This window comes from Paenibacillus alginolyticus DSM 5050 = NBRC 15375 (assembly GCF_000422905.1).
GTDB classification, from domain to species: domain Bacteria; phylum Bacillota; class Bacilli; order Paenibacillales; family NBRC-103111; genus Paenibacillus_E; species Paenibacillus_E alginolyticus.
In genome coordinates, this window is sequence record NZ_AUGY01000010.1 from 63,611 (window position 1) to 77,591 (window position 13,981).

Sequence of the window (13,981 nt, forward strand, 5' to 3'; positions counted from 1 at the left end):
GTGACAAGGACTACGGAATTACTACCGAGTTCTTTTCCTTCAGCGTGCTGAGGTCGTTCGCTTTGATCAATCCGTTGGAGACGGTGTAAAGCGTATCACCGATATAAAGAACACGCTGCACCTGTTTATCCCCGGCATGAACATATTGTCCGGCTTTTTGCAGATCATCCTGAGAAAGATGGGTAATGCCGCCACGGAACTGGAAGCCTTTTTCCAAATCAAGGCTGTAGACGTACGCGCCTTGAAATGCAAAATTGCCGTATGCGCTGGCAAGCATCTTCGGATTGGTTGTCGCCTGATTCGGGTCGATTTTCATTACGTTAACAGGGAAGGAAAGCAGATTTTTTTCCTTGTTAAAGAGCAATGCACGGTGATTGTGCAGCAGCTCGGAATCCGTGCCGCGGTCCCCGATCAGCTCCTTGAATTGCTCTATTGGATGATTCACATCGGTTACATCGAACAGCGCCACTTTCATACCTTGGTAATAGGCAATGGACTGCGGTCCATTCGGATTTTTGTTGTCGACTTCGATCGTATCTTTCCCGAAGCCAATAATGTGGTTTTCATCATAAGGATGCAGATAATCGCTATATCCAGGAATCTTCAGTGCACCTAATAATTTCGGCTTAGCGGGATCCTGTAAGTCCATGACGAATAGCGGATCGGTGTTTTTGAAGGTAACCATGTAAGCCCGGTCGCCTATGAAGCGGGTGGAGTAAATCCGTTCTCCTGGAGCGATGTTTTCGATCTTGCCTTTCTCTTTCAGGTTCGCATCCAGTATGAAGACATGATTCTTCGAAGTTCCCTCATCCGTCCGTCCCACTTCGCCTGTTGTTGTAGCAAGCCGGAAGTAGCCGTTATGCTCATCCATGGAAAATTGATTGAGTAAGCGTCCCGGCACCATGCCTGTATGTTTGTACGCTGCTTTACCTTCGTTCAGCCCGAATTGATAAATAATCGTTTCCTGCTTAGGAAGTTCAAAAGGCTGGCTGGCTCTGTTCGGTTCACCGACACGTATGCCTTGTGCAGCATCACCAGCAGGCATCCTCATGGGTTGGATTCGCATCTGTTCGTAATTCGTTACGGCCACATATAAGTTCTCTTCGGACGCGTACACGTTCTGCCCTGAGCCTAGGTAAGAAGTGACATTCATTGTCTGATTCAATTCATTCAGATTAATGCCTCCGATGAGCACATAGTTAGGCTCAAGAGCTTTCGGCAAGTAATAGACCTGATCCAGTGGAATAGAGGTAAAGGAATCGCCAGCTGAAGAATCCCGAAAAGCAGGAGCAAGCCCAGTCTTCGCTTCTTCCTTATCCGTCATTTCCCGGTATTGGTAGTAATTCACGTACTTATTGGAGATAAAATAGAGCGACGATCCGATTTTGCGGGAAGAAACGTAGTTTCCTTCAAGCTCAGCTTCCTTCACAAGTTTCAGGCTGCTGCGGTCTGTGAGGTCGTAAACCATGACCTTCGCGGTTCCCTGGGATCTCATAGGCATGATCATTTTCTTCTGTGTGGTGCCGCCAGCCCCATTATAAGGGACCGGTTTATAGTTCTGATAAGAATTACCAATCACGATCAGATGTTTGTCGTCTACGTAGATTTCACTTGGCTGGAACTGGGTGTCTTGATTTCCCAGGAAATCAAGAATGCTCAGCACTTTCATCTGGTCGGCGGGATAAGCCTGTGTGACTACGATACGCTGCTTGTTTACCGTATAGATGTACGTTCCGTCTGTCTTGACGACATCGGATTCATCCACGCCTTCCACTTGCACATTCGTGCCCGAGTAGCCGGGTGCCGCTGCCCTGGCTGAATCTTGGACTGCAACAGCAGCACTGGCGCCAGCTGGAACTGAAGCGTTGCCGGAGGTGGTTTCAGCTTTAGCTTGTTTGGTTATTAAACTAACTTGGGCGGACCCATTACCCTCATTCTGCGTCAAAAGTGTGACCAAGTGGTCATAGGTACCGACTACGGGCAAGCTGTCAGCCTGCTTCGTGACGTTCACCGAGCTAGTAGCCGAATCCCAGCGAACAACATGATTTGAACTTTCCATAAAGAAGCGCAGGGGAACGTACATAGAACCATTTACCATTTGCGTATTGCCGTAAATGGTGCTTGCTTTACCGTTCACGTAAGCAAAGTCTGAATTCATTGGCAGCTTCAGCTCATACCCGCTGCCAGTAACTACCGCCAGCCGTTCTGCTTCACTCCATGTCACTTCCATACCTAAAGCCATTGCAAGATCCAGAACAGACGCCATTAGAATACCGTCTATTAATCTAGGCTGCTGCGAGAACGTGATCGGTTGGCCCTCAAACCGGACCACTGGTCCCTGATCGGCGTTAATGGAGATGGGAGTAAATGCGGACGTTAAGATCGTAGCGGATAGCAGGAGGCCGACGACCAACCCTTTTTTCTTCATCTTCTTCATCCTTTTCTAGGTTAATGAGGGTTTCCATTATTTTTATCTATACCCACTTAACGGATGAGCTTTCTGAATTGTTTCAGCGATTTGAAAATATTTTAAATAAGCTTAGCGATGTGATCCGCAGACATGGGAAGCCCCAGAAAATATCCCTGTGCTTCATGACAACCATAGTCGTTTAACAGAGTAAGCTGCTCCTCAGACTCGACGCCTTCTGCAATTACTTTTAGATTTAAATTTATACCCAAAGCGATGATGGTTTTCACGATGTTTTGATCGCTTATATCATTTGAAAGGTCTTTAATGAATGTGCGATCGATTTTAATGCGGTCGATCGGGAAGTTCTTCAAATACGCCAATGAACTAAACCCCGTACCAAAATCATCAATAGAAATGCTTACGCCAATGCCTTTCAATTTGGAAAGCAGCATCGTTGCACGGTCCAGATTCATCGTGATGCTTTCCGTAACTTCAATTTCCAAGTAATGGGGATCCATCCCTGTTTCATTCAAAATCTGGGTCATCAATTCTATTAAGTCCGGTTCATACATCTGCCTCGAGGATAGATTGACGGACATTTTAAATGTACGTCCAAAATGGTCCATCCATAAACGCCACTGTTTGCAAGCCTCATGCAAGACCCATTTCCCAATTGGAACAATGAGTCCAACTTCTTCGGCAAATGGAATAAATTGCAGCGGAGAGATGAGTCCCTTCTCGGGATGATTCCACCGAATTAATGCTTCGACACCTATGAATTCTTTCGATGCTATATCATATTGCGGTTGATAAACAAGAACAAATTCATTGTTGTCTAAAGCTTTTCTTAATTTTCTGTAGAGGTCAACATGTTCAGTAGCGGGATACTCATTCTCTTTTACATAAAACTGGTATAAATTTTCTCCCTGGTTCTTCGCCTGATACATCGCGATATCTGCCTGTTTGATCAATGTTTCAAAAGTGCTCCCATCCAAAGGAAACATGCTGATTCCGATACTCGTTGAGATATATAAATCTTGATCTTGAATTCGAAAGGGAGTGGTCAAAGCAACCAAAATTGATTTGGCAATATCTTCCGTTTCCTGCCTGGTTGTGTTGGGCAACATTATCGTAAATTCGTCTCCGCCTTGACGTGAGACAACGCCTCTGGTCATGATCATATCTTTCAAACGATCCGAAACATTCTGCAATAGAACATCTCCCAAGGAGTGCCCCATGGAATCGTTGATCATTTTGAAATGGTCCAAATCCAGATAAAGCACGGAAACGATTTGATCGTTTCGCTCAGCATCAACAATGGCTTTTTCGAGCATATGTTGAAACGATTTTCGATTCGGAAGTTCGGTTAAAGAATCATGAAAAGCCATGTGACGAATGGTTGCTTCCGCTTTATCCCGTTCAATTACCAAACTTACCAGATAGGCCGCCCGTTCAATCAATTTAATCTCATAGGTTTGGGGAGCATGCGGAGTTTTGTAGTACATGGCAAATGTGCCAAGCACCTGATTTTTTTTATCCGTAATCGGTACAGACCAACAAGCTCTAAGCCCGTGGTCGAACGCAAGCTCGCGGTAGTCATCCCATAGAGGATCGTTCCCGATATCAGAAACTATGATTTTGGTATTGTAGAAAGCGGCCGTGCCGCATGAACCTACAGCTGGACCTATTTCCACGCCATCAATCGCACGAATATAGGATTCAGGCAGGTTTGGTGCTGCACAATGTTTCAAGCGTTCTTTTTCCAATAAAAGAATCGAGCAAATAGCGCCGCTTTGTTGTTCGACTAATTCAATAATTCGATGCAAAATATCCCCAATGGGTTTACCTTTTGCGATCATTTCTAAAATATCATTTTGACCTATTAAGTTATCTTGTACGAATTTCCGATCCGTAATGTCACGTCCAATAACAATGAGCCATTGTCGGTTTCCCTTATGATCAAAAACGGGCACTTTGGTATATTCAACCATCATACTTGCGCCGCTGGGACGTTTAATTTCTTCCTCAAAAGTTATCGGTTTGCGTGCTTCCCAAGCTTCTTGATCCGTTCCTTCACATGTAATGAACATCTCTCGGTAAAATTCATTGGTTTTTTGGAAATCGCTATTCGTTTTACCTTTGTATGTATCATGATCTAAATTAAATAGTCGGAGAACCGTATTGTTCGCTTCGATCCATCTGCCTTTACCGTCTTTAAAAACAACAATGTCAGGCATCGTATGAATTAAGGTTAATAAATTCTGCTCGCTTATTTTCAACTTTCTCTCTTCCAACAATCGTATGAGCTCAGCGGATGCCCGAAACGAGAAGATTTTTAATATCGTTTCTGCAAGTGACCTGTCATGAAGCGGCTGATCATTCATCACAACAAGGATGCCAATTACAGTACCATCAACATGTAAAAGAGGAATACCCAGATAACTTTGAATATCATATTTGGTCAAATCCGAGTCCAAAGGAAATAATTGCTGTACATACTCTTGATAACAACAGAGACGTTTTTCATTCACAACATTTTCACAAGGTGTATCTTCCAAATTGTATTCAAATTGCTCGATCATTTCTCCTTTCTTATACATGGCGATTGTTTTTACAAAGGGATGATCAACTTCAGCAATGAAAGCATAAGAGCATTTTAAAACGCGAGCCAGATATTGTACCAAGTGAACAAAAAAACTTTCTTTGACCTCACTTTCAATACCTTGCACGATATCGAGAATGGTATTTTTGAGGTAATCATTATCATTTTGTAGGGCTATGAAAGCTTCAGTACTTGGTTTAGGATCTATATTAGGGGTATTAAATTGCTTTTTCATATAATCTCCTGAAGTAGTTAATAGTACCTAAAAATTTCGACAAAAAATGATAAATTCCTTCATCCGAGACGATAAATCGAATAGCGTGGCAAGTCCCTATGGAAGAGGAGCTGCCTAGATCCCGACGATGTTGTAGCACATCTCGAAATTCTTAAAAAAATAGTTCTTGAACCGCACACTACACTGTCGTAGAGTTTATAATGCCGACTATTCGTTCGTGAAATGGAAGGGATTGCTTTCTAAATGATGTATGATTCTAAAAGGGAAGAAGGGGCTGACAACGAAGATGAACGCTTTTTTGTTGTTTTACGTGGTTATATACATGGGAAACGCTGTTTATGGCACATTTATGCCGGTTTACCTGCATAACGCTCAATTTTCTCAGGAGCAAATTGGGATGCTTCTCAGCCTTGGGCCCTTGGTTGCGATGTTTGGCCAACCGGTTTGGGGGGCGCTCAGTGACCGAGCCAAGACGAAGAATAGCGTACTTCGCTTTCTTTTGATAGGTAGCGGTGTTTCCATTTTGTTTTTCCCGCTCTCTCATCATTTCATTTACCTGCTTGTGTTAATCTGTGTGTTTACGTTTTTTCAGACGTCTATATTTGCACTCAGCGATGCGATTACGTTGGAAGAATTGGACAGGCGTCCCACTTGGAGTTTTGGTTGGATTCGCCTAGGAGGTACAGTGGGCTTCGCTGTCATGTCTCTTGCTTTCGGCATCGCAGCCAAGTCGCACATTGGTTCGATGTTCCCGGTCTACGCTGGAACCATGGCCGCCGCAGTGCTCTTGCTCTGGCGTTTTCCACCAGCTGCCGGCCGCCAGACTAACGTCACTGGCAAACGATTCCGGGAGCTTTTCCGTAATGGTAAGCTGATGTTTTATTTGGGTATCAACTTTGTTGTTCAAATCACCTTGGGTTACTACTACGCATTCTTCCCCATCTACTTCAAGGAGATGGGAGGAGATAGTATGCTGCTAGGCTGGTCGATGGTGATTTCTTCCCTTAGTGAGCTGCCGTTTCTTCTGTTTTCCGGCTGGATTTTAAAACGCGTCCCTATATCCGCGATTCTGATTGTGGCCGCGCTCGCATCCTCCATCCGGTGGTTCTTGTTTACTTTAATCGGGAATCCACTATGGATATTACCGGTGCAGCTGCTGCACGGAGTTATTTTCATCGTGCTTTCTGTGACGCTTGCCACGTTTATCAACCGTGAAGTGCCTTCAGAATGGAAGGCCAGCGGTCAAACGCTCAACGGCTTGCTCAGCCTTGGAGCCGCCCGTATTATCGGCAGCTTCTTGGGTGGCATTATGAGCTCAGCTTACGGGATGAGACAAGTTTTTTTATACAGTTCATGGGTATCTATGACTTGTGTTATCGTGTTTGGATTTGTTATATGGATTCGTAGAAAACAGAAAGTTCTTGGCTCATCTTGAAATGCGGGCAAATCGGCCAGCATGCTGTGCGTCTTTTACTAAAATTGATCCAAGGGTCCAAAAGAAATTTTTCCATCGTTTTGCAGCCCGAATTGATTGTTCGAGAGTCGACAGCCATGTGTAGGATGGGATCATGATGCTTAAATAAGAGAGCTAGTTCTTCGAACGACGGAAGAGCTAGCTCTTTTATTTATTTTTAATCGAATGTGGGATGTATACTGACGTTGTATTTATGTATGATGCTATAATAAGAGAAACAGCCTAGATGGCAACTTTGCGATGCAGCGAGTGCGTGGATAGACGCGGCAGGCGGCTCTACAGTTGTGCAAAAATATAAAAAGAACAGGAGCTTGTAAACATGTTACATATTGGCATTATCGGTACAGGCGGGTTCAGTAAGATGCACGCAAAAATTTTAACAGAAATGGAAGACGTGCAGATCCAAGCGGTATGCGGGACGAGTAAGGCAAAAGCGGAGGAGTTTGCTTCGGGTTTCAGCATTCCCTCAAGCTATGAAAGTGTTAGTGAGATGTTGGACGCCGAGCACTTGGATGCTGTATATATTCTAGTGCCGCCAATGTCGCACGGAGAGTTTGAAATGCAGCTTATTGAAAGAGGCATTCCTTTTTTTGTGGAAAAGCCGCTTGGTGTGAATACCGAGCAGCCCTATCAGATTTTAACCGAATTACGCAAGAAACCCCTGATTACGTCCGTTGGCTATCATTTTCGTTATACAGATACAGTAAGTAAGATGAAACAGTTGTTGGGCCAGCAAAATGTCGGCATGATCACAGGCAATTGGATGGGAGATATGCCTCAAGTTGCATGGTGGAGAGATCAAGAGAGATCAGGCGGACAATTCATAGAACAAAGTACACATCTGGTCGATATTCTGCGTTACTGTGTAGGAGAGATTGATGAAGTCTACGCTTTGTATGGCAATCAAGTGATGCACAAGCAATTTGATGGGGTAACGGCAGCCGATGTGGGAACGGTGACCTTGAAATTTAGCAGCGGTGTTATTGCTAATATTTCTAATACGTGCGTGCTGCCAAATGGACTGGGCAAGGTGGGGATTACCTGCTATACGCAGGAGGGCATGCTGGAGTGGGATACGGAACGTTTGAAATTGATCGAAGCTCATGCAACCTCTGAAATTAAAAGATTAGTTAATCCCTATCTCGTAGAAAATGAAGCCTTCATTCATGCGCTGAAAACAGGGGATACCGGGCGTATTCTTTCGGATTACGAGGATGCCTTTAAGACACAACAGGTGACTGTTGCTGCGCTCAAATCAGCGAAACTGGGAATGCCCGTTCAAATTGGATGAGGAAAGAAAGACTGATGAATGAAAGACTGATGAAAGACAAGCTGCTGAGCGTTTAGCTGGTGTCTCTGTGTAAAGTAAAAAAGGATTCGAATGATCTAAAGAGGCCGTCCCGAAAATGTTAAATACATGAGAGGGGTGGCTTCTTCTTCATGGGCACATGCATCCATCTACCATGGTAGGTTTCTACTAGGGGATCGTAATGACGCTATTCCGTTGTTTTTAGTTTCGAATCGCACAAATTTCATCGAATAACGCCCTCTCGTTCCGATAATTCAATTTTCAGCTCATTTCATCCAATTTAGCGGCGTGTCGTTCCGTTAAGAATAACTCAGGCCCAAAAGGACCTCCTCTTTTGGCGGAAGTCCTCATGGATACATGCAACCATCTTCAAGGTAGATACCCCTCAAGGTCTATAACCCTTTTGGGACAGCCCTTTTTTATTGCTTTCAAAGTCCTTTCTAGTTCTTAGCTGAGCTCCACCCATTGCAGTCTAACTCTTCCCTGCAAGACCTTAACCACAATAGCGTGCTTGCCATTCGGCAGCACAAGCTCCTCAGCAGCGACAATGTTTGACCATGCATCACCGTCTACGAATAGCGCCTCGCTAACCCAGCCGTCGCCTAGTCTTACTTCGAAGGAAGCGGACTCACCATCCGCAGCCGCTCCTAATATGAGCTTGTAAGGGCGCTCTGCTCCTACGTTGAACTCGTAGCGCAGCCACTCGTCAGTTTCAAGCTGCACGCACATGACTGTATGCGCGGAACGCGATGCTCCGCCATGATTGGCGAAATCTACCGTGTTCTCTGCCGATGGATAGGCAAAGCCAAATGACACACCGTCCGCTGGACGAAGCGGGACCGTCTGGTCGCCACGCTGCTTTGGCACAGCAAAATGGTCTATACCCGCGCCCTTGTAGCCGTAGTAAGGAGCTGCGATGCGAAGCGGTGCACGGCGCAACATACTGTTCACAACATCCTGACGATACTCACAATTTTCGATCCTAATGGCATCTAAATAATCCCATAGAATCGCTCTTGCTGTATCTTTCCCCGGATGCTCGCCACCAGCTACGTAGGCCTGAATCTTATCCCAGTCCTTGGGAGCTCGTATGGAACAAGGGCTGTTTAGCGTGTCTAACTTTTTCCAGGGCCAGAAATTCCATGAGATGTCGTGATCCTCAAACAGCTGGAAGGCACCGACATACCATTCAGCGTTATTTTCTCCACCTTCACCCATATAAAGCGGAACGTTCAGCTCAGCGCCCTTGTCCAAATAGTTCCGAATACTTTCTGTATCGGGGGCGTTCCAATATTTATGAAATTGCAAGAGCATGTTGTCGTCAAGAGGCTCTGTTATCATACTGAAATTCGTGGCCCAATGCGCACCCTCGATGATGATCATATGATGAGGATCGACTTGGCGAATAGCGGCAATTATATCTTTGTAGAGCGGGACAAGTTGGTCCCAATATTGGCTGAAGTGATCCGGCAACGGCTCATTCAGCAGATCGTAACCAGCGATGATGTCATCATGCTTGTACCTCTCCGCCAGCATAACCCACAAAGCAATCGTGAGATTCCGCTGAACGGGATCTGTGAACAGATCGGGATGATCGTTCACGGAATCATCGATATTTGCGCCAGTTTGTCCTCCCGGAGCGCCGTGCAGATCGAGTACCACATACAGTCCGTAGGAGCGGCACCAATTGATGCAGCGATCGATTAATTGCAGATGCGATTCTATATATGATCCATTCGTGCCTTCTTCCAATGCGAAAGGGGCATTAATCGGCAAACGTACTGAATTATAACCCTCTTCAGCCATTCGTCGTACATCTGCCTCCGTCACGTAACGCTCATAGAATGTCTCCCAGAACTGCAGCGCCTCGTCTTCGCCAATCAGTTCACTGATTCTCTGGGCGATCCGCCTCGGGCGGTCACCGCCTTCCCCGGTAAATTTCCACATATACCCTTCAGGCAGCAGCCAGTTGCCCAAACCGACACCTCTGAGCAGCAGGGGCTTGCCCTTTCCATCAACGAGCCGTCTGCCATCAGCACGAATAAAACCTGTTCCGCTAGCGTTCATCATATCCGTAACCTCCATGGTTTCAATGTAGCGTTTACAAATGTATGGTAGCACCGAATGGAGACAGGCGGAACACCACCTGAAAAACAGTAACCATAGCTGAAATTTGAACCCTTACATCACAAGAAGGAAACACATACAATGATGATAGTGAAAGTGCTTACATAAAAGTGGAATGTATTGGAGGTGCAGCCAGGATGAACGCAGATGTGGATATTCCCGTTCCGATTCCTAAGTCAACTGCCGTTAAAGGCCAAGCTATAAGGCTGCTTCGCAAATTGTACGGACAACGTTATTTACAAGTTATGGCGCTGGTCGGCGTCGCCTGGATGATCGTTTTCAACTATGTTCCGATGTACGGGATCATCATTGCATTTAAAGATTTTAATATCATTAAGTCGATTTCTGCAGCGCCGTGGGCGGGGTTGGAGCACTTTAGGGCGTTTTGGGATGATGACAATTTGGGCTATGTCATTAAGAATACGCTCGGGATGAGCTTACTCAAGTTAATTATCGGCTTTCCGCTTCCGATTGGTTTCGCTCTTTTTTTGAACGAGCTTCGTTCTATGCGATTTAAGAAGCTGGTGCAGACAATATCGTATTTACCACACTTTCTCTCGTGGGTGATTCTTGGCGGCATCCTCGCCACATGGCTAGCCGACGTGGGGATTATTAATAAGATGCTGCTCGCGCTTAATGTCATAGAAGAACCGATTAGTTATTTGGCCGAGGCTCAATATTTCTGGAGCATCATCATTACTTCTGACATCTGGAAGGAGCTGGGATGGTCCGCGATTATATACCTGGCGGCGATGTCAGGTGTATCCCCTGAGATGTATGAAGCGGCGACGATCGATGGCGCAGGACGTTTTCAGAAAATGTTTTATGTTACGCTGCCGTCCATTAAGGGAACAATCACCATCTTATTCATTCTCGCCGTCAGCGGTATTCTCAACTCGAATTTCGATCAAATTCTGGTGCTCAAGAACCAGCTTAACGAAAGTGCCAGCAACGTTATCGATGTATATGTGTACCAAGTCGGTCTTCAGCAAAGCCGGTTTTCCTATGCAACTGCGGTCGGGTTAATTAAATCACTGATTTCGCTCGTTCTGCTCCTCTCGGCAAACTTCATTACCAAACGTTTAAACAATACCTCTTTATTTTAAACATTTACATCGGATACCAGTTTTTCTAGTCGAAAAAGCTCTAAGGAGGTACTCCAGCTATGCTCTCATTGAAACGCAGAACCTTCAAAGAGGCCGCGTTCGATCAATTTAATAATCTGCTAATGCTCGCTATATGCTTCGCAACCCTCTATCCCATATGGTACGTGCTCGTTAATTCCTTGAATGACGGCAATGACGCCATGCGAGGGGGAATTTATTGGTGGCCACGAGTGTTCAGCTTAGACAGCTACAAAGCTGTATTCGCCAACGATGGTATCATGCTAGCCATGGGTGTCACCGTAGCCAAAACACTCGTGGGCACTGTTGTCCATGTACTCTTCACAGCGATGGTGGCGTACGCGTTCTCACGAAGAGAGCTCATTGGCCGTTCCGTTTATATGGTCATTGGTACCATCACCTTATTTTTCAGTGGAGGGCTAATTCCTTACTATTTGCTGATCCGCGATCTAGGCATGCTCGACAGCTTCTGGGTATACATCATCCCAGCCATGTTCAGCTTCTTTGATCTCATCATATTCTTATCATTCTTCCGGGAAATTCCCGATGCGCTGGAGGAAGCGGCCAAGATCGACGGAGCAAATGATTTCAAAATCTTTTATCAAATCATTCTTCCTGTCTCCATGCCTGTTGTCGCAACGATTGCATTGTTTCATGGTGTATATCAATGGAATGACTACTTCACCGGGATGATCTATATTAACCAAAGCGATCTGCAGCCGATTCAAACTTATCTGTATCGCGTTGTCGCGCAATCGAGCTCGAACCAAATGGCCGCTGCGACAACGGGCAGTATTGCCAAAACCGTATCTTCTCAGTCCATCAAGCTCGCGACCATGGTCGTGACAACGTTACCGATCGTTATCGTTTACCCGTTCTTGCAGAAGTATTTTGTAAAGGGATTCATGATTGGTTCCATTAAGGGTTGATACCATAGTTGTGAATGCTCTGTTCTTTGACAGAGATTTAACATATCATTATGATGCAGAAAAGGGGAAACGTATATGACGATCAGTAAATCACGAAAAACATTAACTACGCTGCTTGCTCTCTTCACAGCTGTGTCTATTACCGCATGTTCCACGGATAAGGGTTCAAGCAGCTCAACCAGCCCTCAGCCAACTAAGGCAGCCGATGCGGCGCAGCAAAGCGCTGCTCCAGCAGCCGCCAATGCCGATGAACCAGGCTGGAAGTCAGATACGAAGCCCATTACGTTTGATTGGTATTTGAACTTCTCTTGGTTCCCGAACAAATGGGGTGTTGATGCAACCTCTCAATATATAACGAAGAAAACAGGCGTTAATGTGAACTTCATCGTACCGGCAGGCAATGAGAACGAGAAGCTTAACACGATGATTGCATCTGGCAAACTACCTGACTTCATTACCCTCGGATGGTATGAAGATGCCGTGAAGAAAATGATCGAAGGCAACATGGTGCTTCCACTTGGTGACCTTGCGAAGCAATACGATCCTTATTTTTTCAAGGTAGCGGATCCTGCCAAGACCTCATGGTATACACAAAAAGACGGGAAGTTCTACGGATACCCGAATGCTTCGTCCTCATCGCAGGACTACAAGAAGTATGGGGAAAACTTCGTATCCAACCAGACATTTTTGGTTCGCAAAGATATGTACGAGGCACTCGGCAAGCCAGATATGAGAACGCAAGAAGGTTTCTTGAATGCGCTCAAAGCAGCGAAAGAAAAGTTCCCAGATGTAAATGGGCAGCCGCTTATTCCGCTTGGGCTGCATGAATTCACGGATACTGGAAATTACTCCCTAGAGGGGTACATACAGAACTTCCTTGCTGTTCCTTATGAAAAAGATGGCAAGCTATACGATCGTTCGACCGATCCAGAATACGTAAGCTGGCTCAAAACGTTCCGTAAAGCTAATGAATCGGGATTATTAGCCAAAGATATCTTCATCGATAAACGTCCGCAGATGGAAGAGAAAATTGCACAAGGCCGCTATTTTGCCATGCTTTATCAACGTTCAGATATGGCGAAGCAAAACATTTCCTTGTATCAAAAAGATCCGAACACCGCGTATATTGCCGTTGATGGACCAGCAAATTCGAAAAAAGATGCACCAACCTTAGCAGGTCCAGGCATCTCCGGTTGGACGGTAACACTGATCTCTAAGGATGTGAAAGATAAAGCAAGAGCCATCAAATTCTTGAGCTATCTGATCAGTGAGGAGGGTAACAAAGACTTATTCCTCGGTGAAAAAGGTGTCAGCTATGATACAATCGGCGGCAAAGACCAATTCAAGCCGGAAGTTGTTGATTTACTAAACAAAGATCGCGCTGCATTTGATAAAAAGTATGGATCTTCCTATACATTCTGGATGCTGATGGATACAAACATGAATTTAAAATGGGCTCCGCCAAGTGTTGAACCAGCCAAACAGCCTGAGGATTGGACAAAAGGCAAGACAAAGAGCTTCTCACAATACGATAACATTACCCCGACGGGGACATCCGAAGAAGGTATCGCCAATAGTAAAATCTCTCAGACTTGGGGCAAGACATTGCCGAAGCTGCTGCTTGCCAAATCAGATGCCGAATTTGATCAGCTTTTTGATAAATTTCAAAAGGATCGGAAAGCAGCTGGGTTGGATAAAATTCAGACCTACCAACAGAAAGAATTTGAATCCAACATCAAGAAGATTGCCGAATTCTCAAAGTAATCCAGAA

General features: G+C 45.2%; 8 protein-coding genes. 5 read left to right on the forward strand and 3 right to left on the reverse strand.

What is annotated here, in order from left to right; genetic code table 11:
- Positions 1-10: 10 nt before the first annotated feature.
- The gene (locus G519_RS0104840; RefSeq protein ID WP_029193724.1) at positions 11-2,428 is read right to left on the reverse strand and encodes a beta-propeller domain-containing protein; all 2,418 of its coding nucleotides are present in this window, start codon (positions 2,426-2,428) and stop codon (positions 11-13) included.
- A 101-nt stretch (positions 2,429-2,529) separates the two neighbouring features.
- A complete protein-coding gene (locus tag G519_RS41735) occupies positions 2,530-5,247 on the reverse strand; it encodes an EAL domain-containing protein (RefSeq protein ID WP_051253066.1) in 2,718 nt (905 codons plus the stop codon).
- Between the two features lie 286 nt (positions 5,248-5,533).
- On the opposite strand from G519_RS41735, the gene G519_RS0104850 reads away from it, so the two are divergent.
- Together G519_RS0104850 and G519_RS0104855 are read left to right on the forward strand one after the other, a co-directional pair.
- Complete coding sequence (locus G519_RS0104850) at positions 5,534-6,682, forward strand: MFS transporter (protein ID WP_051253085.1); 1,149 nt, start codon at positions 5,534-5,536, stop codon at positions 6,680-6,682.
- Positions 6,683-7,040: 358 nt separating this feature from the next.
- A complete protein-coding gene (locus tag G519_RS0104855; RefSeq protein ID WP_029193726.1) occupies positions 7,041-8,012 on the forward strand; it encodes a Gfo/Idh/MocA family protein in 972 nt (323 codons plus the stop codon).
- Between the two features lie 465 nt (positions 8,013-8,477).
- Here the strand turns inward: G519_RS0104855 and G519_RS0104860 are convergent, their stop codons facing one another.
- Positions 8,478-10,100 (reverse strand): cellulase family glycosylhydrolase, encoded by a 1,623-nt coding sequence (locus G519_RS0104860; RefSeq protein ID WP_036632061.1) that lies wholly within the window; start codon positions 10,098-10,100, stop codon positions 8,478-8,480.
- A 194-nt stretch (positions 10,101-10,294) separates the two neighbouring features.
- On the opposite strand from G519_RS0104860, the gene G519_RS0104865 reads away from it, so the two are divergent.
- The 3 genes from G519_RS0104865 to G519_RS0104875 all read left to right on the forward strand — a co-directional run bounded on the left by G519_RS0104865 (position 10,295) and on the right by G519_RS0104875 (position 13,974).
- Positions 10,295-11,263 (forward strand): ABC transporter permease, encoded by a 969-nt coding sequence (locus G519_RS0104865; RefSeq protein ID WP_036632063.1) that lies wholly within the window; start codon positions 10,295-10,297, stop codon positions 11,261-11,263.
- Between the two features lie 59 nt (positions 11,264-11,322).
- A complete protein-coding gene (locus G519_RS0104870; RefSeq protein WP_029193729.1) occupies positions 11,323-12,210 on the forward strand; it encodes a carbohydrate ABC transporter permease in 888 nt (295 codons plus the stop codon).
- 75 nt (positions 12,211-12,285) lie between these two features.
- Positions 12,286-13,974: a type 2 periplasmic-binding domain-containing protein gene (locus G519_RS0104875; RefSeq protein WP_084160024.1), complete on the forward strand. Its 1,689-nt coding sequence runs from the start codon at positions 12,286-12,288 to the stop codon at positions 13,972-13,974.
- Positions 13,975-13,981: the final 7 nt, after the last annotated feature.

Coding starts and splice junctions, on each gene's coding strand:
- G519_RS0104850 (WP_051253085.1), top strand. CDS start 5,534: ATGAACGCTTTTTTGTTGTTTTACGTGGTTATATACATGGGAAACGCT.
- G519_RS0104855 (WP_029193726.1), top strand. CDS start 7,041: ATGTTACATATTGGCATTATCGGTACAGGCGGGTTCAGTAAGATGCAC.
- G519_RS0104840 (WP_029193724.1), bottom strand. CDS start 2,428: ATGAAGAAAAAAGGGTTGGTCGTCGGCCTCCTGCTATCCGCTACGATC.
- G519_RS41735 (WP_051253066.1), bottom strand. CDS start 5,247: ATGAAAAAGCAATTTAATACCCCTAATATAGATCCTAAACCAAGTACT.
- G519_RS0104870 (WP_029193729.1), top strand. CDS start 11,323: ATGCTCTCATTGAAACGCAGAACCTTCAAAGAGGCCGCGTTCGATCAA.
- G519_RS0104875 (WP_084160024.1), top strand. CDS start 12,286: ATGACGATCAGTAAATCACGAAAAACATTAACTACGCTGCTTGCTCTC.
- G519_RS0104860 (WP_036632061.1), bottom strand. CDS start 10,100: ATGATGAACGCTAGCGGAACAGGTTTTATTCGTGCTGATGGCAGACGG.
- G519_RS0104865 (WP_036632063.1), top strand. CDS start 10,295: ATGAACGCAGATGTGGATATTCCCGTTCCGATTCCTAAGTCAACTGCC.